Origin of the sequence: Cellulomonas massiliensis JC225, assembly GCF_000312005.1 — a bacterium.
Taxonomy (GTDB): Bacteria; Actinomycetota; Actinomycetes; order Actinomycetales; family Cellulomonadaceae; genus Cellulomonas; species Cellulomonas massiliensis.
In genome coordinates, this window is record NZ_HE978588.1 from 319,714 (window position 1) to 340,657 (window position 20,944).

A 20,944-nucleotide genomic window follows, 5' to 3' on the forward strand; every position below is an offset into this window, starting at 1 on the left:
CGGCGAAAGGACACGGTGCCACGATGGGTCCGTGGTCGGCTCGCAGGCGGCTGACATCGTCACCGGCGCGGTCCTCCTGGCGGCAGGCGCCGGGACGCTGCGCGCGCGCCCGCGCGACCCGGTGGGCTGGTTGCTCGTGGGCGCCGCCGGGAGCTGGTTCCTCGGGTTCGCCGTGACGTCGGAGCCGGTGCTCGTGAGCGAGGTCGCGGCCGGCCTGCTGTTCCTGCACCGCGGCCTCCTGCTGCACGCCGTCGTCGCGACGGCGGTCAGGGCCGGGCCCGGCGTCGCAGGTGGTGTGGGTGGCGGCGCGTGGTCGAGCGTGCGCCGGCTCGGGACCGCCGGGCTCGTCGTCGCCGGCTACGTGTCGGCGGTGCGGCCGTGGGCGACGACGTGGCTCGTGCTGGTGGTCGGTGCGGCGGCGGCCGCCGTCGCGGGGCGCGCGCTCGTCCGGGCGCGAGCGCGGCGGGCACGCGTGGCGTGGACGCTCGTGGTCGCCGGGACGGCGGTGTGGGTGCTCGCGGCCACGGCGCTGCGCGACCTCCCGACCGAGCAGCTCGCATGGCGGCTCGCGCCCTACGACGTGGGGATCGCAGCATCCGCCGTCGGCGTGGCGCTCGCGCGGCTGGGGGCGCGACGGGTCGCCGACCGGGCACTCCGGACGGTGGAGATCGAGGGCCCGGCCTCGCTCGAGCGGGCGCTCGCCGCGGTGCTCGGGGACGACGACCTCCGGCTCCGACTCCCCGGGGTCGAGCCCCGCGAGGCCGTGGGCCCGACCGCCGGTGCAGCGGCGAGCCGACTCGACCTCGGCCCGCGCGGGGAGGCGGTGCTGCTCCACCGGCGAGGGCTGCTGGACGACCGCCCGCTGCGACGCGACGTCGAGGCGGTGGTGCGCGTCGTGGTCGACGAGGAGGACCTCACCGAGCGCGTCGCGGCGGCGACGCGCGAGGTCCAGGCATCGCACGATCGGCTCGTCGCCGCCGAGGAGCGCGCCGCGCACGAGCTCGCCTGCGCGGTCGAGCAGCGCGTGGGGCCGCGCCTGGAGGAGATCCGCGCTGCCCTCGCGGCCCTCGACGAGCCGGTACCCCGGGCCGAGGCGCTGCTCGAAGAGATCGAGACCGAGCTGGCCGAGGTGGCGCAGGGTCGGCGTCGCGACGCCGACCTCGATGCAGCGCTCGCGTCGGTGGCCGCGACGTCGACCGTCCCCGCGCGCCTGACACTCGCCGGCGGCACCGGCACGCTCCGCGCCGACCGAGCCCGAGCGCTCGTGTTCGTCGCCGCGGAGGCGGTCGCGAACGCCACGAAGCACTCCCGGGCCGAGCGGGTCGAGGTACGGCTCGACGGCGATCCCGCCGCCGTGGAGCTGCGGGTGCACGACGACGGCCGGGGCGGGGCCGTCGAGCTGCCCTCGGGCGGGCTGACCGGGCTGCGCACCCGTGTCGAGGCCGTGGACGGCACGCTGACCGTCTCCTCGGATGCGCACGGGACGACCGTCGTCGCGCGGGTCCCGCGATGAGCACGCCTCATGGGGAGGCGCGGGCCGCGCGTCGCGGTGCGGTCGCAGGGCTGCTGGCCGCCGGAGTGACCGCGCTGGTGGTGGTCCTCTGGTCCCGGTCCGCGCCCGCGCCCTCGGCCGCGCTCGTCGTGTTCGCCGGCGCAGCGCTCGCGTGTGCGGCCCTCGTCGGCCTGACGGCCGCCGTCTCGGCGCGGGGCGAGGCGCGCCCTCAGCCGCTGAACGGGTGGGCGCTCGCGGTGCTCACGGCCGCGATGGTCGTGACGATGCCCGCGCCGGGATGGGTGCGCGTGGCCGGACCCGCCGCGAGCGCGCTCGTCGTACCGCTCGTCGTGCTGCAGGCGGTGCGCGACCGCAGGCCTCGGCGGGACGGTGCGGCGCCCTGGGACGCCGTGGCGTGCGCGGCGGGGCTGCTCGTGGCCGTGTCGACGGTGCTCCTGGTCGACCCGTTCCGGGAGCTCGCCTGCGCCGTGACGTGCGCCGCCAACGACCTGGCCGTGGGGCACGCGCCCGTCGCGGTCGCCTCCGCGCAGCTGGTGCTCGCGATCGCGGCTCTGGCGTGGGGCGCGCTGCGGTTCCGGCGGGTCGCCGAACGGCCGGCGGCGATCGCGGTCGCCACGGTCGGCGCCGTGTGGGCCGTCATGGGCCTGCGGGTACCCGTGCTGAGCCCGGACGGGACGGTGCTGGGCGTCGCGCTCGGCGTCCAGCTCGCGGCCCTCACGCTCGTGCTGCTCCCCGAGGTCGTGGCCTGGTGGGGTCTGGTACGACAGCGGCGCGTCCTGTCGCGCGTCGCGGGTGAGCTCGCCGGCTCGGGACCCGTCGACGTCGCCGGGCGACTGCGCAAGGCGACTCGCGACCCGTCGCTGGAGGTGCTCGGCCCGGCCGCCGTCGTCCCTCCCGAGCGCGCGTCCACCGCCGTGACGCGTGCGGGCCTCCCCGTGGCTCTCGTCGTCCACGACCCCGCGGCCGCCGCACGGGTCGCCCGCGCGCTCAACCCGCTCGTCGTCGCGATCGTCGCGAACGCCGCACGCCGCCGGGACGAAGCCGAGCGGTACGAGCGGCTCGTGCTCGCGCGGCAGGAGATCGTGCGTCGGTCCGACACGGCCCGTACGTCGCTCGAGCGCGACCTGCACGACGGCGCTCAGCAACGCCTCCTCCTGCTGGGCATGGTGCTGGCGCCGCCGCCGCACGAGGGGGTGAGCGCTCACGACGCCGCGCTCCGGGCCGGCGCGGTCCGGTCCAGCGCGGAGGCGCTGCACGAGGTGCGTCGGCTCAGCCACGGTGCGGTGCCGCCGATGCTCGCGCAGATGGGGCTCGTCGAGGCCCTGCGATCGTGTGCCGAGGCCGCGGAGCTGCCGTGCGCCGTGCACGTCGACGGCCCGCTCCCCTCAGTGCCGTCGGACGTGCAGCGCGCGGTCCACCGGGTCGTCGCGACGCAGCTCGGCGATGCCGCGCGGTGCGGCGCCCGGAGCGCCGCGGTGCGGGTCGGGCCGGGGGGCGCGGGAGTCCTGCGCGTCGTCGTCGAGCAGGACGCCTGGTCGACCGACGAGGACGAGGACCTGGCTGACCGGGTCGGCGCGGTGCGCGGTCGCTGGGAGCGGTCGGTCCGCGGGCCGCGATCGGCCGGTGTCCTGGAGGTCCCGTGCGCGTGATCGTGGTCGACGACATGCTGCTGCTGCGCGAAGGACTGGTCGCCGCGCTGCGACGGCACGACGTCGACGTCGTGGGCGAGGCCGCGTCGGCCGACGGGCTGCTCGCGGCGGTGGACCGGTTGGAGCCGGACGTCGTCGTGCTCGACATCCGCATGCCCCCGACGTTCACCGACGAGGGGCTCGTCGCGGCGGCGGCGCTCCGTCGTGCCAGGCCCGGCGTCGGGGTCCTCGTCCTGTCGCAGTACCTCGAGACGGTGTACGCGCACCGGCTGCTCGAGACGGCGCCGGGGCGGGTCGGGTACCTGCTCAAGGACCGGGTGGTCGACATCGCGGTCGTCGTCGACGCGTTGCGCCGGATCGTCGAGGGCGAGACCGTCGTGGACCCGACGATCGTCTCGCGGCTGCTCGGTCGCGGTCGGCAGGGCGGCTCGCTCGGACAGCTCACGACCCGGGAGCTCGAGGTGCTCGCGGCGGTCGCCGAAGGGCTCTCGAACCAGGCGGTCGCGCAGCGGCTGCACATCGGCGACCGGACGGTCGAGGCGCACACGGCCGCGATCTTCGCGAAGCTCGGGCTCGGGGAGTCCGTCGGGACCCATCGGCGGGTGCTCGCCGTGCTGACCTACCTGCGGGCGACGGGCTGACCGGAGCGCGAGCCGCACCCCGTCGTGCCGCCACGCGTCAGCTGCCGAGCAGGACGACCGCTCCGGCGACGAGCCCGGCGACGGCTGCGGGGACGACCACCCACCGCCAGCGGCGGTAGAACGCGCGTGACGTCGGGTCGGTGGGGTGCGACGCGTGCCCGCTCAGCAGCGACCAGGCGGAGAACACGGTGACCACGGCGACCGCAGCGAGGAGGACCATCCCGGCCGGCGACTGCACGACCCCACGGTCGCAGGTCGGTGGGACGGCGCCAAGGGGACGCCGATGGGCCGCCCGCCGAGGACGATGCCGTGCGCCCTCGCCGGCCGGCTCAGCCCCGCGCGCGGAACGGCGCCAGCGTCTCGTGGACGACCTGCGCAGCACCCCAGTCGTCGTCGAACTGGGCGATCACGGCCAGGTGCTGGCGCAGCTGCAGGATCGGCATGCGGTCGCGCCAGCCCTCGTCGAGTCCGGTCAGGTCCGCGTACAGGCCGAAGAACGCCTCCGCCTCGGGCGGTGGCACGGTGGTCCACAGGTGCGCGAGGTCGACCTCCGCCCACGTGTACGAGACCGCGGGGTCGATCAGGGCCGGGCGGCCGTCCGGGGTGGCCATGACGTTCGCCATCCAGAGGTCGCCGTGCGTGAGGCACGCCGGCCGCTGCGGCAGCAGCTCGGGGAGGCGGTCGCACAGGCGCTCGAGCGCGGCGCGGTCCTCCGGGGACAGCGCGGCGTCGACGCGCGGCTCGCCGAGCCAGCGCAGCAGGCGGTGCCGGGCGAAGAACGTGAAGCCGTCGTCCTCCCAGTCGTTGACCTGACGGCGGCGGCCGAGCCAGTTGTCCCGGTGCCAGCCGAACCGGTCGTGCGACGTCCCGAGGTGCAGCCCCGCGACGGCGTGCGCGAGCTCCGCCCAGAACGCCGCCTCGGCGGGCCGCGGCTCCAGCACCGACAGCACCAGCAGGTCGCGGTCCGCGTACAGCACGTCGGGGGTCGCGACGCCGCCGAGCTCGCGCAGCGCCCGCAGCCCTGCGGCCTCCGCCTCGAACGCGTCCCCGACCTCCTCGTCGACGAACGCCTTGACGAACAGCAGCGAGCCGTCGGCCCGCCGCGCGAGCGCCGCGTCCGCCGCGAGACCGCCCGTCGCGGGCTCGATCGACCGGACGTCACCGAGGCCGACCGCGCGCAGGCGGTCCAGCATCGTGGACATCGGGCCCGCGGCCTCGTCCGCGCCGCTCACCGTGCCCGTGGCGCCTGAGCTCGATCCCATGCGGGCAGCCTGCCACCACCTCGTCGACGACCGCTGACGGGACACTCTCGGGCGCGAGCACAGCCGCGCCCGGCGCGGTCGGGACCTTGGTCCCGGATTCGGTAGGTTGCAGGCCGGACGTGGTGAGGAGGGTCCCGTGGGCGTCGATGCGCAGATGGGTGGGCGGCCGGGCGGCGCGACGTCCCAGCTCCTGGCCGCGATCCTGGAGATGGCCGGCGACCTCGACCTGCCGAGCCTGCTGGAGCGCTTCGTGCACGCCAGCACCAGCCTGACGGGAGCCCGGTACGGGGCCATCAACATCGTCGACGAGGACGGGGCGTCGCTCACGTTCGTGCAGAGCGGTGTCGACGAGGGCACGGTGGCGGCGCTCGGGCACCCGCCGCACGCGTGGGGCGTGCTCGGGCAGATCCCGGACCACGGCGTGCTGCGCCTCGAGGACCTGACCCAGCACCCGGCCTTCCGCGGCCTGCCGCCCGGGCACCCGCCGATGGGGTCCTTCCTCGGCGCCGCGGTGCGGGTTCACGGCGAGCGCTACGGCACCCTCTACCTGTCGGAGAAGCCCGGCGGCTTCGACGACGCCGACGAGGAGGTCACCCTCTCGCTCGCGGCGGCCGTCGCCGTCGCGGTCGAGAACGCGCAGCTGTACGCGCAGGAGCTGCGCCGCCAGCGCTGGCTCTCGGCGGCGCAGCGGATCTCGACGATGCTCCTGGAGGGCGCCGACGCCGAGGACGTGCTGGAGGCGGTCGCCCAGGCGGCCGCCGACAGCGGCGAGGCGGACGTCGCGGCCCTCGTCCTGCCGGGCAACGCCGCGAGCGAGCTCATCGTCGAGATCGTCACCGACGGCGGGCGGGAGCTGCTCGGCCTCGACGTGTCGGACGAGCCGCGCGTGCGCCGCGCGTTCGACGACCCCGACGCGGGGCTGCTCGTCGTGGACGTCTCCGCGAACGCGCAGCCCGCGCTGGCGGGGTTCGGGCCGGCGCTGCTCGCGCCGCTGCACGCGCACGGCGAGGGTCTCGGGGTGCTCGTGCTGCTGCGCCGGGCCGGTGCGGAGGCGTTCACGGAGCAGGACCTCACGCTCGCGGAGTCGTTCGCCCGGCAGGCCGCGCTCGCGTTCGTCCTCGCCGAGGCCCAGCGGCTGCGAGGGCACGAGGCGCTGCGCGGCGAGCGCACCCGGATCGCCCGGGACCTGCACGACCTCGCGATCCAGCAGCTGTTCGCCGCCGGCCTGCAGGTCGAGTCGTTGCGGTCCGACCCGTCCGAGGAGGTCTCGGAGCGGGTCGCGCGCGTGCTGGACCAGGTCGTGACGCACGTCGACTCCGGCATCCGCCAGATCCGGGTCATCGTCCGCACGCTCGACGACCCGGGCGCGACGGTCCCCCTCGTGCAGCGCGTCGTCTCCGAGGTCGAGCTCGCGCAGGCGTCGCTCGGCTTCGCGCCGACGCTGGATGTCGACCTCGACGGCGCACCGGTGGACCTGGGCGACGGCGGCCGCGACCGGCAGGAGGCGCTCGACGCGCTCGTGGCGCCGGGCCGGGCGAACACCGTGGTGGCCGTCGTCCGGGAAGGGCTCTCGAACGTCGCCCGGCACGCCCGCTCGCGCCAGGTGTCCGTGCGCGTGCTGGTCACCTCCGGTCCGGACGGTCGGGTCGTCGTCGAGGTGGAGGACGACGGCGTGGGCGTCCCCGCCGCTCCTACGCGCTCGTCGGGCACGCGGAACCTCGCGCAGCGCGCCGAGGAGGTCGGCGGGTCGTTCGCGCTCCTGCTGCCGCCGTCGGGTCGGGGCGCGCTGCTGCGCTGGGCGGCCCCGCTGGACTGACGGGCCGCACCGCCCACGCCGCACCCTTGCCCGCGCCCTCGCTCGTGCACCAGCATGCGGAGCAGCGCCGTCACGAGTCTGGGGAGCTCGGATGCAGGCACTGGACACGAGCACGCTGCCGGTCCGCGACCGGGCCGACGCCATCGTCACGCACCTGCGCGAGATCGCGCTGGCCTCGAAGGTTGTTCTGCACGACCCGCCGCGCGCGTTCATGTCGACGCAGGTGTACGGGCTCGGGCCCGTCCAGCTCGTCCACCTGCACCGGTCGCCCCTGTTCATCGAGGTCAGCCGCGAGCGCGACGACTGCGCGCCGGTGGTCGCGATGATGCTGGGCTCGCGGGCGCAGGCGTCGCGCGAGCAGTTCGGGCACCGGATCGACCAGCGCGCGGGCGCCGTCGACATGATCGAGCTCAACCACCCGCACAAGACGTGGAACCACAGCAGCCGGGACGGCTGGTGCCTCAAGGTCGACGTCGACGCGCTGAGGCTCCCGCCGGCGACGATCCGCCTGGCCCGCCCCGCCCTCGGCTCCACCCCGCTGCAGCCGGTGTACGCGAGCCACCTGGGGATGCTGGCCGCGTCGGCCGCGGCGCTCGCCGCCGACGACGCCGCGGCGGAGCTCGGCGCGGCGACCGTGGCCCTGACGCGCGCCGTCCTCAGCTCGGCGGCGGGGGACGCCGGCCGCGCCCGCGACGCGCTGCACGACGCGCTGCTGCCGCGGATCCAGGCGTTCGTCCGCGCGCACCTGCGTGACCCGGAGCTCAGCCCGCAGACGATCGCCGCGGCGCACCACATCTCCGTGCGGCTGCTCTACCGGGTCACGGCGGGCGCCGGCGTGCACCTGGAGCAGTGGATCATCGACGAGCGCCTCGAGGGCGCCCGGCGGGAGCTGGCGTCGGCGGCGGGGCGCGAGCGCAGCATCACGGCGGTCGCGCACCGGTGGGCGTTCGCGACGCCCGCCCACTTCAGCCGGCGCTTCCGCGACCGGTACGGCGTGACGCCCCGGGAGTGGCAGCGCGCGCAGCGCTGAGCCGGGCACGCACAGGCAAGCACCCGTGCACGGAGGGAGAAGTCGCACGACGAGCGCCTGCGACGGTGGGCGCACGGCACGGACCACCACGAGCAGGAGGACCGCACATGCCCTACGTCACCGCCGCCGACGGCGCGCAGATCTTCTACCAGGACCTCGGGACCGACGGCTCGCCCGTCGTCCTCAGCCACGGGTGGCCGCTCAACTCCGACGCCTGGGAGGCGGCGGCCCTCTTCCTGGCCGAGCACGGCCACCGCGCCATCGCCCACGACCGGCGCGGGCACGGCCGCTCCAGCCGGACGTGGCACGGCAACGAGATGGACACCTACGCCGACGACCTGGCCACCCTCCTCGAGGAGCTCGACCTGCACGACGTCACCCTCGTCGGTCACTCGACCGGCGGCGGTGAGATCGTCCACTACGTCGGGCGGCACGGCACCGCGCGCGTCGCCCGGCTCGTGCTCGTCAGCGCCGTGCCCCCGCTCATGCTCCGCACGGACGACAACCCCGACGGGCTGCCGGTCGAGGTGTTCGACGGCATCCGCGCGGGCGAGCGGGCGAACCGGTCACAGCTCTACCGCGACCTCGCCGACGGGCCGTTCTTCGGCCACAACCGCCGCGGCGACGTCGCGCAGGGCTTCCGCGACGCGTTCTGGCTGCAGAGCATGGCGTGCGGCCACCGCGCGGCCTACGAGTGCATCGCCGCGTTCTCGGCCACCGACTTCCGGCCCGACCTGGAGAAGGTCGACGTCCCCACGCTCGTCATCCACGGCGACGACGACCAGATCGTGCCCTTCGACGTCGGGGGGAAGCGCTCCGCCGAGCTGGTCGAGGACGCCGTCCTGCACGTCTACGAGGGCGGCGCGCACGCGCTGCCCGACACCGAGCGTGACCGGCTGCACGCCGACCTGCTCGCCTTCATCGACGCCTGACCGCACAGGAGAGGACCACCATGTCCGAGCGACCCGACACGATCGTCCTGGTCCACGGCCTGTGGATGACGCCCCGCAGCTGGGAGGGCTGGGTGGCGCACTACGAGGCGCAGGGCTACACCGTGCTCGCCCCGGCCTACCCCGGCTTCGAGATCGAGGTCGAGGCGCTGCGGGAGAACCCCGACGTGATCGCGCGGCTCACCGTGCAGGAGACGGTCGACCACCTCGCGTCGGTCGTCGAGTCCGTCGCGGCGCCGCCGATCATCATCGGCCACTCCTTCGGCGGCACCCTCACGCAGCTCCTGCTCGCCCGCGGGCTCGGCTCCGCCGGCGTCGTCGTCGACTCCGCCCCCACCGAGGGCGTCCACGTCACGCCGCTGTCGCAGGCGCGCTCGCTGTTCGCCGCGCTGCACAACCCGGCCAACCGGCACCGCGCGGTCGGCTTCACGCCGGAGGAGTTCCACTACGCCTTCACCAACACCCTCACCGAGGAGGAGTCGCTGCAGGTGTGGGAGCGGTACGCGATCCCCGCGCCCGGCTACTGGGTCTTCGAGTACGGGCTGTTCGCGAACCTCAAGCCCGGCCACCAGGACACGTGGGTCGACTACCGGGCGGACCGCGCGCCGCTGCTGTTCGTCGCGGGCGAGAAGGACCACATCATGCCGCCGTCGGTGAACCGCTCGAACGCCAAGCACTACGAGCACTCCCCGGCGCTCACCGAGTACCGGGAGCTCGAGGGCCGCGACCACTGGACCTGCGGCGCCCCGGGGTGGGAGGCGGTCGCGGACCTGGCGCTCGACTGGGCCCTCGAGCACGCGCGCACCGACCGGCCGTGGGCTGTCGTCTGACCCACGTCGGCGGGCCGACCGTCCTCGTCGAGCTCGACGGGTGGCGGGTCCTCACCGACCCGACCTTCGACCCGCCGGGCCGGCGCTACGGGTTCGGGCTGGGAACCTCGTCGACCAAGACGAGGGGCCCGGCGCTGGCCGCCGAGGACGTCGGGCCGCTCGACGTGGTGCTGCTGAGCCACGACCACCACGCCGACAACCTCGACGACCGGGGGCGCGAGCTGCTGGCGGCCGCCGGCACGGTCGTGACGACGGCCGCGGGGGCGCGACGGCTCGCCGCCGCGAACGCCGTCGGGCTGCGGACGGGCGACCTCCTGGCCCTCGACGCGCCCGGACGGCCGCCGCTCACCGTCCGGGCGACGCCGTGCCGTCACGGGCCGCCGGGGAGCCGGCCGCTCGTGGGCCCGGTCGTGGGCTTCGCGCTCAGCCTCGGCCACTCGTCGGGGGTGTCGGTCTGGATGACGGGCGACACGGTGCTGCACCGGCGGCTGCGCCGCGCCGCCCGCCGCATGCAGGTCGACGTGCTGCTGCTGCACCTGGGCGGCGTGCGGTTCCCCCGGACCGGGCCGCTGCGGTACTCGATGACGAGCACCGACGCGGTGCGGCTGCTCGACGACGCCCGTCCGCGGGTGGCCGTCCCCGTGCACGACGAGGGGTGGTCGCACTTCGCGGAGCCCGAGGACGAGGCGCGCGCCGTGCTGCGGGACCTCACGTGGCTCGTCCCCGGGCAGCCCACGGAGGTCGGACCGCCGGGCGCGTGAGTACCCGTGCGGCGCGGACGTGCGTCAGGATGGCTCGGCCGACCCACCCGAGGAGCTCCCGTGCCCGACCGCCCCCGCGTCCTGTTCGTCTGCGTGCACAACGCCGGCCGCTCGCAGATGGCCGCCGGCTTCCTCACCGCTCTCTCGGGCGGCGCCGTGGACGTCCGCTCGGCGGGGTCGATGCCCGCCGAGCAGGTCAACCCCGTCGCCGTCGCGGCCATGGCCGAGGTCGGCGTCGACATCGCCGCCGAGCAGCCGAAGGTCCTCACCGCCGAGGCGGTCCAGGCCTCCGACGTCGTCGTCACCATGGGCTGCGGCGACGCCTGCCCCTTCTACCCCGGCAAGCGGTACGAGGACTGGGTGCTCGACGACCCGGCGGGGCAGGGCATCGAGGCCGTCCGGCCGATCCGCGACGAGATCCGCGCGCGCGTCGTGGCCCTGCTCGACGAGCTCGGCGTCCCGGTGGCCGAGGCCTGACCGGGACGCCGCTCGACGCGGCCCGCCGGGTGCTCAGGCCTCGGGCTTGCGCGCGCGGACGACCGCGGCGTGCATGCCGTCCGCGACCGGGTGGGTGAAGACGACGTCGGTGTCGACGAACCCGGCGGAGGCGAGGCCGTCGAGGTACTCCTGCCGCGACAGCGCGCCGGCGATGCAGCCGACGTAGGAGCCGCGCTCGGCGCGCTCGTCGGGCGTCAGGTGGTCCTCCGCGACGACGTCGGAGATGCCGACGCGGCCGCCCGGCACGAGCACGCGGAAGACCTCGGCCAGGACGGCCGGCTTGTCGGTGGAGAGGTTCACGACGCAGTTCGAGATGACGACGTCGACGCTCGCGTCGCCGAGGGGCAGGTCCTCGATCGTCCCGCGGTGGAACGCGACGTTCGTCGCCCCCGCCTTCGCCGCGTTGGCGCGCGCCAGGTCGAGCATCTCGTCGGTCATGTCGACGCCGTGCGCGAAGCCCGTCGGGCCCACCCGCTTGGCCGACAGCAGCACGTCGATGCCGCCGCCCGACCCGAGGTCGAGCACGCGCTCGCCCTCGCGGAGGTCCGCCACGGCGAGCGGGTTGCCGCACCCGAGCGAGACGAGCTGCGCCTCGAGCGGCACGTCCACCAGGTCGCTCGCGTCGTACAGCGCTGCGCCGAACGTGTCGGCGGCGCTGGTCGCCCCGCAGCTGCCGCCACAGCAGCCGGCGTCACCGCTCACCTGGATCGCCGCCAGGGCGTACCGCTGTCGGACCTGCTCACGGATCTCGGACATCGGCTCCTCGATTCATCGATTCTGATCAATGTCAGCATCGTGGACCGCTCCATCGATGTTCGTCAATATCGACAACGATGAATCTCTGACGCATCATGGGCGCATGGCCCTCGACCTGCTCCCCGTCGTGGACGCGACCCCCGCCGCCGCGTGCTGCACGCCCCGGACCGCACCGGCGATCAGCGAGGACGACGCGCAGCAGCTCGCCCGCACGCTCAAGGCCCTCGCCGACCCCACGCGCCTGCGGCTCCTGTCGCTCATCGCGGCGCACGAGGGCGGCGAGGCGTGCGTCTGCGACCTCACCGAACCCGTCGGGCTGAGCCAGCCGACGGTGTCGCACCACCTCAAGCAGCTCACGGAGGCGGGTCTCGTCACGCGGGAGAAGCGCGGGGTCTGGGCGTACTTCACGATCGTGCCCGGCGCGCTCGACGCCGTGACGGGGCACCTGCAGGCGCACCTGCGGGTCGCGGACCCGGCGGCCTGACCGTCAGGGGTCGATCGGCAGCGACCCGACCCACGAGCTCCACGCGAACGTCGGCACCGGCGCCGTGTAGGCCCGGCCGCCCTCGACCGGCACCCGGACCGTCGCGAGCGCGCCCGCGAACAGCGCGGCGACCCAGCGGGCGACGCGACGCCCGTTCGTCGTGAGGCGCGCCCGGCCGCCGAGGAGCGCCTCGACGAGCGCCACGGTGTCCGCCCGTGGGACCTCGAAGTCGACGACGTCCTCGACGAGCACCACGTCCGGGCCCGCGACCGCGAGCCGCACGGTGATGGACGGCGCGCCGGCGAAGACCACGACGGCGGCGGTCGCGGACGGCTCGGGGTACGGGTCGCCCTCGTCCCACGGGTCGACCTCCGGCGTGGGCTCGGGCGGCCGGCCGTGACGGTCGCCGGCCTCCCACAGCCGGCGCACGGTCGCGGCGACGGCCTCGCGGGGCATCACGCGCCCCGGGACGAACGGTCGGCGCGCGCGGGGCCCATGCGGGCAGTGTCCCGCGGCGACGCGGCCGACGACAGCCCGTCGGCCCCCGGGCGGGCGGCCCTCCTCCCGGAGGAGGAGGGCGAGCGGCGCCGCGGTTCCGCCGCGGGCAGGTGCCGGCGGGCCGGGCCGCCTTCGTAGCGTCGACGACGGTCGCCCCACCGGGCGTCCACGACGACAGGAGACGTGATGATCGAGGTGGAGGCGCTGACGAAGCGCTACGGCCGGACGACGGCGGTGGACGGGCTGACGTTCGCCGCGCGGCCCGGCACCGTCACCGGGTTCCTCGGGCCCAACGGCGCGGGGAAGTCGACGACGATGCGGGTCGTCGTCGGGCTGGAGCGGCCGACCTCCGGACGCGCGACCGTCGACGGGCTTCCCTACGCCGAGCTCGCGGCGCCCCTGCACGCCGTCGGCGTCATGCTCGACGCCCGCTCCGTGCACCCCGGTCGCTCGGCGTACCGGCACCTGCGGGCACTCGCCCAGACGCACGGGATCGGCAGGGCCCGCGTGCGGGAGGTCCTCGAGCTGACCGGGCTGGAGTCGGCGGCCGGCCGCCGCGCGGGCACGTTCTCGCTCGGCATGGGCCAGCGCCTCGGCATCGCCGGCGCGCTGCTCGGCGACCCCGGCACGCTGATCCTCGACGAGCCCGTGAACGGCCTCGACCCCGACGGCGTGCTGTGGATCCGCCGGCTCGTGCGCGAGCTCGCCGCCGAGGGCCGGACCGTGCTGCTGTCCTCGCACCTCATGCACGAGCTCGCGCTGTGCGCGGACCGCGTCGTGATCATCGGTCGCGGTCGGCTGCTCGCCGACGCGTCGGTGGCGGAGATCGTGGCGCGCTCCGAGCGGGCGGGCACCGTGCGCGTCCGGACGAGCGAGCCCGAGCCGCTGCTGCGCGCGCTGCTCGAGCGGGGGGCGCACGTGACACCGCAGGAGCCCGGGGTCCTGCAGGTGCGCGGCGCCACGGTCGGCGACGTCGGGGCCGCCGCGCGCCGGTGCGGGGTGACCGTGCTCGAGCTCTCCACGGAGGCCGGCTCGCTGGAGGACGCCTACCTGCGGCTCACCGCCGACGCGGTCGAGTACCGCACGTCCGACGCCGCCGGTGCGCCCGCGGGCGGTGCCCGATGAGCGCCGCCGTCGTCACCGGGGTCCGGCCCGTCGGCACGCCCCGCCGCGGCGTCACGGCCGGCGGCGTGGTCGCGGCGGAGTGGACCAAGCTGACGAGCCTGCGCTCCCCCTGGTGGACGGCCGTCGTCACCGTGCTGGTCGCCGGCGTGATCACGTGGCTCAGCGCGAACGCCTCGTCGGTCGACCCGGGCTTCGTGCCGGCGGACTCCATCAGCACCGGGCTGCTGCTGGCCCAGCTCGGGCCGCTCGTGCTGGGCGTGCTCGTCGGGGCGGGCGAGTTCCGGACGGGCGGGTTCCGCTCGACCTTCACCGTCGTCCCGCGGCGCTGGCCCGTGCTCGCCGCCCAGGCGGTCGTGACGGCCGCCTTCGGCCTGGGCCTCGCGGTGGTCACCGTGGCCGCGTGCGTCGCCGGCGTCCTGCCCGCCGCCGCCTCGCGCGGCATGACGCTCGACCTCGCCGCCGACGGCACGCCCGGGGTGCTCGTCGGGATGGTCCTGCTCCTCGTCGGCCTGGCCCTGCTCGGGCTGGCGGTCGGCGCGCTGCTGCGCCGGACCGTGCCGGCGCTCGTCACCGCGATCGTGCTCGTCTTCCTGCTGCCGGTGGTGCTCATGCTCGCGTCGGACCCCCTGATCGGCGGCGCCGCCTCCGAGGGCTCGGGCCTGACGGTGACGGGCACGGTGGGCGTGCTGCTGCCGGGCACGGCCGGGCAGCTCATGACGCTCCCCGCGGGCAGCACCGGGATGGACGGCGCGCCCGCCCTCGGTCCGGTGGGCGGCGGGCTCGTCCTGGCGGCCTGGGTGCTCGTCCTGCTCGGCCTCGCCGCCGTCCGCCTGCGGACGAGGGACGTCACGTGAGCGCGGTGACGGCCGCGGCGCCGCGGGCGGTGCGCGGCGCCCCCGCGCGCCGGGGCGTCACGCTCGCCCGGGTCCTCGCGGCCGAGTGGACGAAGCTCACGAGCCTGCGCTCGACCGCGTGGCTCGCGTTCGGCACCGTCGCGGCCACGGCCGCGACGGCCTACGGGCTGGGTCTGTTCGTCCGCGCCGAGGACGGCCGCTCCGGCACCGGGGTGGTGACGTCCGGCTCGGTGCTGGCGCAGGTCGGGTTCCTCGTGCTCGGCGTGCTCGTCGGGACGGCGGAGCACTCGACGGGCACCGCCCGCACCACGTTCACGGCGGTCCCCCGCCGGCTGCCGGTGCTCGCCGGCCAGGCCCTCGTGACGGCCGCGGCGGCGCTGGGCACGGCGGGCGCGGCGCTGGGAGCGTCCGTCCTGGCCACGTCGGGCGTCCGGTCGTCGGTGCCGCTCGCCCTCGACCTCCACGACCCCGGCACCGTCCGGGCGCTCGCCGGGTTCCTGCTGCTGCACACGGGGGTGGCCCTGCTCGGCGTCGGGCTCGGGTCGCTGCTGCGGCGGCCCGCGGACGCCCTCGTCACGGGGATGCTCCTCGTCGTCGTCCTCGACCCGCTGCTCGCCACGAACCCGGGCCGCGTCACCGACACCCTGCGCGCGCTGCTGCCCGGGGCGGGCGGCCGGCTCGTCCAGGACGACGCGGCCCTCGCCGCGCTCGACGCCGCGACCCACGGGCCGCAGCTCGGCACCTGGGGCGGCGGGGTGGTGCTCGCCGGGTGGGTGGTCGTGGCGCTCGCCGCCGCGGCGTACCGGCTCCGGCGCCATGACCTCTGACCCGGACGGCGCGGCGCCCCGCCCGGGTGCGGGATGGGACAGTGGGGCCGTGGTGATCCGGAGCGGGCCAGGCGACGCCGTCGTCCCGGGGCCCCGTCCGGACGATGCCGCCCTCCTGACCGAGGCCCAGGTGCGCGGCGGCGGCCCGGTCGCCCGGCTCGTCGCGGCACGGCCCTGGATCATGGACCTGGTCGTGGCGGGGTCGATGGCCGTCCTCGGCGTCGTCGGGGCGGCCTTCGCGTTCGAGACCGCCGCCGGCGCGCGGGCGCTGGGGCTGTACGCGCAGGACGACGTGACGGACGTCGTCACCGGCACGTGGCTCGTCGGCGCGGCGGTCGCGCCGGCGCTGCTGCTGGCCCGCCGGGCGCGGCCGCTGCTCGTCACGGCGCTCCTGCTGGTCACCGCCGTCGCGTCGCTGCTCGTCGCGGGGGTGGTCGGCGTCGCCGTGGCGTGCCTGGCCTGCGCCCTCTACAGCGTCGCCGCGTCGCACAGCCCCCGGACCACGTGGATGACGTTCGGCGCGGTGCTCGTGGTCCTCACCGTGGCGCTCTGGCGCTGGCAGGACCTCGGGCTCCTCGAGACGCTCTCGTGGTCGGGCGCGGGGACCGGCCAGCAGTGGGACCCGACGACGTACTTCGACGAGCCGCCCTTCTCCCCCGGCCGCCGCTCCGGCGACGTCCTGCTGCTGCTCGCGCTGCTGCTGCTCGGCGTGACCACCGGCTCGGCGACGCGCGCACGCCGGCTGCACACCGTCGAGCTGGTGGAGCGCTACCGGGCGATGGCGCGCGAGCGCGACCAGAGCGCCGAGCTGGCCCGCGCGTCCGAGCGGGCGCACATCGCACGCGAGATGCACGACGTCGTCGCGCACAGCCTCTCGGTGATGGTGGCGCTCTCCGACGGCGCCGACGCGGCCTTCGAGCGGGCGCCGGAGCGGTCCCGCGAGGCGCTGCGCGAGGCCGGGCGCACCGGGCGCGCCGCGCTCGCGGACATGCAGCGGGTGCTCGGCGCGCTCGGTCCGGTGGCCCACGACCGGCGCGCCGAGCCCACCGAGGTGGACCTCGCGACGCTCGTCGCCCGGTTCGGCGCCGTGGGGCTGCCGGTGACGGCCAGCGGGACGGACGTCGCGCTGCCGGCCGACACCTCGGTGCGGCTGGCGGTCCTGCGCGTCGTCGGCGAGGCCCTCACGAACGTGCTGCGGCACGCGCCGGGCACGGCGTCGGTGCACGTCGCGCTGCGGCGCACCCCCTCGGCGGTCGAGGTGGACGTCGTCGACAGCGGCGGCACGCGACCCGCCGAGGCGCACGGCACGGGGCGCGGCGTCGTGGGCATGCAGGAGCGCGCGGCGCTGCTCGGCGGGCACGTCGAGGCCGGCCCGCGGCCGGGCGGCGGCTGGCGCGTGCACGCGGTGATCCCGTGCGCCGACGAGGACGGAGGACGCGCGTGACGACGGTGCTGCTCGTGGACGACCAGGCGCTGCTGCGCGTCGGGTTCCGGCTCGTCATCGAGTCCGAGCCGGACCTCGAGGTCGTCGGCGAGGCGGCCGACGGACGGGTCGCGCTCGAGCAGGTCGCCGCGCTCGCGCCCGACGTCGTCGTCATGGACATCCGCATGCCCGGGATGGACGGCATCGAGGCGACCCGGCGCGTCGTCGCCGACCACCCGACGTCCCGCGTGCTCGTCCTCACCACGTTCGACGTCGACGACCTCGCGTTCGCCGCGCTACGGGCCGGGGCGAGCGGGTTCCTGCTGAAGTCGGCGCGCCCGGACGAGCTCGTCGACGCGATCCGGACCGTCGCGGCGGGCACCGCCGTCGTCGCGCCGCGCGTGCTGCAGCGCATGCTCGACCTGTTCGCCCCGCACCTGCCGGCCGGCGGCGACCCGGCGCGCGACCGCCCCGGCCTCGACCCACGGCTCGACGCGCTCACGCCGCGCGAGCTCGACGTGCTGCGCCTCGTCGCGCAGGGCATGTCGAACGGGGAGGTCGCGGCGACGCTCGTGCTCTCGACGACCACGGTCAAGACCCACGTCGGCAACGTGCTCGCCAAGCTCGGTGCCCGCGACCGCGTGCAGGCGGTGATCCTCGCCTACGAGTGCGGGCTCGTCGCCCGCGGCACGGGACCCTCCTGAGGTCCCTCGGGCGGACCCCGACGACGTGCCGCCCCACCGTGCGGACCCGCGCGGACGTGCTGATACTCGGGCGGTGACCGACACCACCGACACGAGCACCGAGCGCGAGGCGGGCACCCGCCTGCGCCGCGCGGTGACCGCACCCCTGCTGTTCCTGTTCATCCTCGGCGACGTCCTCGGCGCCGGCGTCTACGCGCTGGTCGGCGTGCTCGCCGACGAGGCCGGCGGCATGATCTGGCTGCCGCTGCTGGTCGCGCTCGTCATGGCGCTGCTCACCGCCGCGTCGTACGCCGAGCTCGTCACCAAGTACCCGCAGGCGGGCGGCTCGGCGGTCTATGCCCAGCGCGCGTTCGGCCGGCCGTGGCTGTCGTTCCTCGTCGGGTTCAGCATGCTCGCCGCGGGGGTGACCTCCGCCGCGGGCCTGTCGCTCGCGTTCGCCGGCGACTACCTGGGCGTCTTCCTCGACGTGCCGCCCGTGCCGACCGCCATCGTCTTCCTCGCTCTCGTCGCAGCCCTCAACGCGCGGGGCATCCGCGAGTCGCTGCGGGCGAACCTCGGCATGACCGTCATCGAGCTGGGCGGGCTGCTCACCGTCGTCGTCCTCGGCGTGATCGTGCTGGCGCGCGGCGACGGCGACGTCGGGCGCATCGGCGAGCTCCCCGACGGCACCGGCGTCGCCGCCGCGACGCTCGGCGGGGCGCTCATCGCGTTCTACTCGTTCGTCGGCTTCGAGACCTCCGCCAACCTGGCGGAGGAGGTCCGCGACGTGCGCCGGGTGTACCCGAAGGCGCTGTTCGGGGCGCTGCTCACGGCCGGCGTCGTCTACCTGCTCGTCGGCATCGTCGCGCCCGCCGTCGTGGCGCCCGCCGACCTGGCCGGGTCCAGCGGCCCGCTGCTGGAGGTCGTCGAGGCCGCGGGCGGGGTGCCCCGCGAGGTGTTCTCCGTGATCGCGCTCGTCGCCGTGGCCAACGGCGCCCTGCTGACGATGATCATGGCGAGCCGGCTCGCCTACGGGATGGCGGAGGAGCGCCTGCTGCCGAGCGTCTTCGGCCGCGTGCTGCCCGGCCGCCGCACGCCGATCGTCGCGATCCTCGTGACGACGGCGGTGGCGATGGTGCTCACCACGACCGGCTCGCTCGAGGACCTCGCGTCGACGGTCGTGCTGCTCCTGCTGCTCGTGTTCCTCAGCACCAACGTGGCGGTGCTCGTGCTGCGCAAGGACCGGGTCGGGCACGACCACTTCCGCGCCTGGACCCCGCTGCCCGTGCTCGCCGTCGGCACCTGCCTCGGCCTGCTGACGCAGCAGGAGCTGCGGCACTGGGTGCTGGCCGCGGTCCTGCTCGCCGTCGGCGTCGTCCTGCACCTCGTCGCGCGGCGCCGCACGTCGCACGCGTAGGCGGTGCGCCGGCCCGCCGCGCGTGCGGCGGGCCGGACGCCACCGTCAGTCCCGGCGGCGGAACGCCGAGAGCGCGAGCGCCGCGAGTGCGAGCACGGCGACGACGAGCAGCGCGAGCCGGGACCACACCAGGCCGGGGTCGGTGAAGCCCGCGAGCGCGTCGCGTGCCACCACCACCGCCCAGTCGAACGGGTTGAACCGGGCCGCGGTCGCGATCCACGACGGCGCCAGCGCGGTATCCATCACGGCGGACGAGAGGAACATCAGCGGCAGGATCAGCAGCTGCGAGACGCCGATGAGCGCCTCCTGCTGCCGCGTCACCAGCGCGACCGCGCCGGAGAACGCGGCGACCAGGCACGAGAGCAGCGCGGTCGCGACGAGCGTGACGAGCACGCCGCCCCACCCGCCCGGGAACCGCGCGCCGCACAGCCACGCGACCCCGACCACGACGAGCGCCTGCACGCTGCCGAGCACCGCGTACCAGGCCATGGTCGACGAGAGCAGCGCGCCGCGGCTCGTCGGCGCGGCCAGGAACCGGTCCATCACCCCGCGGTCGGAGTCCTGGATGAAGGTCGTCCCCGCCCACGCGGCCCCGCCCATCGCCGTCATCATCACGACGCCCGGGGTGAGGAACTCCAGGTAGGAGACGTCGCTGCCGCCGGCGAAGCCGGGGATCTCGACGACCGTGCGGAACAGCTGGCCGAACAGCAGCAGCCAGATCATCGGCTGCACGAGGTTCATCACCATGAAGACGGGGATGCGCATCCCCTGCCGGGCCTGCCGCGCCGTGAGGAGCGCGGTCTGGGTCAGCGCGCTCATGCCGCCACCCCCGCCGCCCGGGCCGCATCGGACTCCGCCGCGTCGAGGCTGCGCCCCGTGTGCCGCAGGTACACGTCGTCCAGGCTCGGACGCGACAGGCCCGCGGTCCGGACCTCGACGGCCGCCGCGTCCAGCGCCGCGAGCAGCGCCGGCAGCGTGCCCGCCCCGGACGCCGCGCGCGCCCGCAGGACCCGCCCGTCGGGCCGCACCTCGACGACGCCCGGTACCCGCCGCGCGGCCTCGACCGCGCGGGCCAGGGCCGCCTCGTCGGCGACCTCGACCGTCAGCCCGTCGCCGTGCAGCGCGTCCTTGAGCTCGTCGGGCGTGCCCGTGACGACGGAGCGGCCGCGGTCGACGATGACGACCCGGTCGGCGAGCCGGTCGGCCTCGTCGAGGTAGTGGGTCGTCAGCAGGACGGTCATGCGCTCGACGGACGCGAGGCGCGCGATCTCGGCCCACAGCGCCGCGCGGGAGTCCGGGTCGAGGCCCGTCGTGGGCTCGTCGAGGAACAGCACCTGCGGTCGGTGCACGAGGCCCATGGCCACGTCGAGCTTGCGTGCCATGCCCCCGGACCACGTCCGGACGAGCCGGTGGGCGGCGTCGGCGACGCCGAACCGCTCGAGCAGCTCGTCCGCGCGCGCTGCAGCCGCGCGGGCCCCGAGGCCCTGGAGCCGGGCGGCCAGGACGAGGTTCTCCCGCCCGGTCCCCATCGGGTCGGTGACGGGGCGCTGGGCGACGTACCCGATCGCGCGCCGGACGGCGGCGGGCTCCCGGCTGACGTCGTGCCCCGCGACGACGGCGGTGCCGCTGTCGGGGCGGGTCAGCGTGGCGAGCACCCGCACGGTCGTGGACTTGCCGGCGCCGTTGGGCCCGAGGAGGCCGAGGACGGTGCCGGCGCCGACCCGCAGGTCGAGCCCGTCGAGCGCGCGGACGGCCGGGGCCCCTCGGCTCCCGCGGTAGGTCTTGGTCAGGCCGGCGACGTCGATCGCGACGCCCCCGCCCGACCGGTCGGTCGTGACGGACATGTCTCCTCCTGGGTCGGAGGGTCCGGCGCACGCCCCTACTCTGGGTGTGCGTCTCGCGGTTCGTGCACCGGACCCGAGCCACC

At 76.1% G+C, this 20,944-nt stretch carries 22 protein-coding genes; 16 read left to right on the top strand and 6 right to left on the bottom strand.

Annotated elements, in window-relative coordinates; genetic code table 11:
• Positions 1–31: 31 nt before the first annotated feature.
• Genes HGCM_RS18650 through HGCM_RS01465 form a run of 3 tightly spaced genes read left to right on the top strand, consistent with a single transcriptional unit; the run spans position 32 to position 3,803 of the window.
• Positions 32–1,513, top strand: coding sequence for a sensor histidine kinase (locus tag HGCM_RS18650; RefSeq protein WP_019135117.1), 1,482 nt, complete (start codon positions 32–34; stop codon positions 1,511–1,513).
• Positions 1,510–3,162: a sensor histidine kinase gene (locus HGCM_RS19200; protein ID WP_147572561.1), complete on the top strand. Its 1,653-nt coding sequence runs from the start codon at positions 1,510–1,512 to the stop codon at positions 3,160–3,162. The genes HGCM_RS18650 and HGCM_RS19200 overlap by 4 nt, the downstream gene beginning before the upstream one ends.
• Complete coding sequence (locus HGCM_RS01465; protein ID WP_019135119.1) at positions 3,153–3,803, top strand: response regulator transcription factor; 651 nt, start codon at positions 3,153–3,155, stop codon at positions 3,801–3,803. Before HGCM_RS19200 ends, HGCM_RS01465 begins: the two co-directional genes overlap by 10 nt.
• 37 nt (positions 3,804–3,840) lie before the next feature.
• On the opposite strand, the gene HGCM_RS01470 is transcribed toward HGCM_RS01465, so the two are convergent.
• Positions 3,841–4,041 carry a hypothetical protein gene (locus HGCM_RS01470; RefSeq protein ID WP_019135120.1) on the bottom strand — a complete coding sequence of 67 codons (201 nt, stop codon included), beginning with the start codon at positions 4,039–4,041 and terminating at the stop codon, positions 3,841–3,843.
• Between the two features lie 91 nt (positions 4,042–4,132).
• Complete coding sequence (locus HGCM_RS01475) at positions 4,133–5,065, bottom strand: fructosamine kinase family protein (protein ID WP_019135121.1); 933 nt, start codon at positions 5,063–5,065, stop codon at positions 4,133–4,135.
• A gap of 136 nt (positions 5,066–5,201) precedes the next feature.
• Here HGCM_RS01475 and HGCM_RS01480 point away from each other — a divergent pair, with 136 nt between their 5' ends.
• The 6 genes from HGCM_RS01480 to HGCM_RS01505 all read left to right on the top strand — a co-directional run bounded on the left by HGCM_RS01480 (position 5,202) and on the right by HGCM_RS01505 (position 10,929).
• Positions 5,202–6,881, top strand: a complete 1,680-nt coding sequence (locus tag HGCM_RS01480; RefSeq protein ID WP_019135122.1) for a sensor histidine kinase — start codon at positions 5,202–5,204, stop codon at positions 6,879–6,881.
• 91 nt (positions 6,882–6,972) lie between these two features.
• Positions 6,973–7,911 carry a helix-turn-helix domain-containing protein gene (locus tag HGCM_RS01485; protein WP_019135123.1) on the top strand — a complete coding sequence of 313 codons (939 nt, stop codon included), beginning with the start codon at positions 6,973–6,975 and terminating at the stop codon, positions 7,909–7,911.
• 107 nt (positions 7,912–8,018) lie between these two features.
• Positions 8,019–8,843: an alpha/beta fold hydrolase gene (locus HGCM_RS01490; protein ID WP_019135124.1), complete on the top strand. Its 825-nt coding sequence runs from the start codon at positions 8,019–8,021 to the stop codon at positions 8,841–8,843.
• Positions 8,844–8,863: 20 nt separating this feature from the next.
• Positions 8,864–9,691: an alpha/beta hydrolase gene (locus HGCM_RS01495; protein ID WP_019135125.1), complete on the top strand. Its 828-nt coding sequence runs from the start codon at positions 8,864–8,866 to the stop codon at positions 9,689–9,691.
• Positions 9,676–10,452: an MBL fold metallo-hydrolase gene (locus HGCM_RS01500; protein ID WP_019135126.1), complete on the top strand. Its 777-nt coding sequence runs from the start codon at positions 9,676–9,678 to the stop codon at positions 10,450–10,452. The genes HGCM_RS01495 and HGCM_RS01500 overlap by 16 nt, the downstream gene beginning before the upstream one ends.
• 60 nt (positions 10,453–10,512) lie before the next feature.
• Positions 10,513–10,929 (top strand): arsenate reductase ArsC, encoded by a 417-nt coding sequence (locus tag HGCM_RS01505; RefSeq protein ID WP_019135127.1) that lies wholly within the window; start codon positions 10,513–10,515, stop codon positions 10,927–10,929.
• A gap of 33 nt (positions 10,930–10,962) precedes the next feature.
• Here the strand turns inward: HGCM_RS01505 and arsM are convergent, their stop codons facing one another.
• Positions 10,963–11,706, bottom strand: a complete 744-nt coding sequence (gene arsM, locus HGCM_RS01510) for an arsenite methyltransferase (RefSeq protein ID WP_019135128.1) — start codon at positions 11,704–11,706, stop codon at positions 10,963–10,965.
• Between the two features lie 103 nt (positions 11,707–11,809).
• On the opposite strand from arsM, the gene HGCM_RS01515 reads away from it, so the two are divergent.
• Complete coding sequence (locus tag HGCM_RS01515; RefSeq protein WP_019135129.1) at positions 11,810–12,190, top strand: ArsR/SmtB family transcription factor; 381 nt, start codon at positions 11,810–11,812, stop codon at positions 12,188–12,190.
• Positions 12,191–12,193: 3 nt separating this feature from the next.
• On the opposite strand, the gene HGCM_RS01520 is transcribed toward HGCM_RS01515, so the two are convergent.
• Positions 12,194–12,646 carry a hypothetical protein gene (locus tag HGCM_RS01520; protein WP_147572563.1) on the bottom strand — a complete coding sequence of 151 codons (453 nt, stop codon included), beginning with the start codon at positions 12,644–12,646 and terminating at the stop codon, positions 12,194–12,196.
• A 228-nt stretch (positions 12,647–12,874) separates the two neighbouring features.
• On the opposite strand from HGCM_RS01520, the gene HGCM_RS01525 reads away from it, so the two are divergent.
• From HGCM_RS01525 to HGCM_RS01550, 6 genes are all read left to right on the top strand, one after another.
• Positions 12,875–13,813: an ABC transporter ATP-binding protein gene (locus tag HGCM_RS01525; RefSeq protein ID WP_040399259.1), complete on the top strand. Its 939-nt coding sequence runs from the start codon at positions 12,875–12,877 to the stop codon at positions 13,811–13,813.
• On the top strand, positions 13,810–14,667 hold the full coding sequence (locus tag HGCM_RS01530) for an ABC transporter permease (protein WP_019135132.1): 858 nt from the start codon (positions 13,810–13,812) through the stop codon (positions 14,665–14,667). The genes HGCM_RS01525 and HGCM_RS01530 overlap by 4 nt, the downstream gene beginning before the upstream one ends.
• The gene (locus HGCM_RS01535; RefSeq protein ID WP_019135133.1) at positions 14,664–15,494 is read left to right on the top strand and encodes an ABC transporter permease; all 831 of its coding nucleotides are present in this window, start codon (positions 14,664–14,666) and stop codon (positions 15,492–15,494) included. The genes HGCM_RS01530 and HGCM_RS01535 overlap by 4 nt, the downstream gene beginning before the upstream one ends.
• Positions 15,495–15,543: 49 nt before the next feature.
• Positions 15,544–16,938, top strand: coding sequence for a sensor histidine kinase (locus HGCM_RS01540; RefSeq protein ID WP_019135134.1), 1,395 nt, complete (start codon positions 15,544–15,546; stop codon positions 16,936–16,938).
• Positions 16,935–17,621: a response regulator gene (locus tag HGCM_RS01545; RefSeq protein ID WP_019135135.1), complete on the top strand. Its 687-nt coding sequence runs from the start codon at positions 16,935–16,937 to the stop codon at positions 17,619–17,621. The genes HGCM_RS01540 and HGCM_RS01545 overlap by 4 nt, the downstream gene beginning before the upstream one ends.
• Positions 17,622–17,694: 73 nt before the next feature.
• A complete protein-coding gene (locus HGCM_RS01550) occupies positions 17,695–19,017 on the top strand; it encodes an APC family permease (protein ID WP_019135136.1) in 1,323 nt (440 codons plus the stop codon).
• A gap of 45 nt (positions 19,018–19,062) precedes the next feature.
• On the opposite strand, the gene HGCM_RS01555 is transcribed toward HGCM_RS01550, so the two are convergent.
• Complete coding sequence (locus HGCM_RS01555) at positions 19,063–19,836, bottom strand: ABC transporter permease (RefSeq protein ID WP_019135137.1); 774 nt, start codon at positions 19,834–19,836, stop codon at positions 19,063–19,065.
• Complete coding sequence (locus HGCM_RS01560; protein ID WP_019135138.1) at positions 19,833–20,861, bottom strand: ABC transporter ATP-binding protein; 1,029 nt, start codon at positions 20,859–20,861, stop codon at positions 19,833–19,835. The genes HGCM_RS01555 and HGCM_RS01560 overlap by 4 nt, the downstream gene beginning before the upstream one ends.
• Between the last annotated feature and the right edge of the window lie 83 nt (positions 20,862–20,944).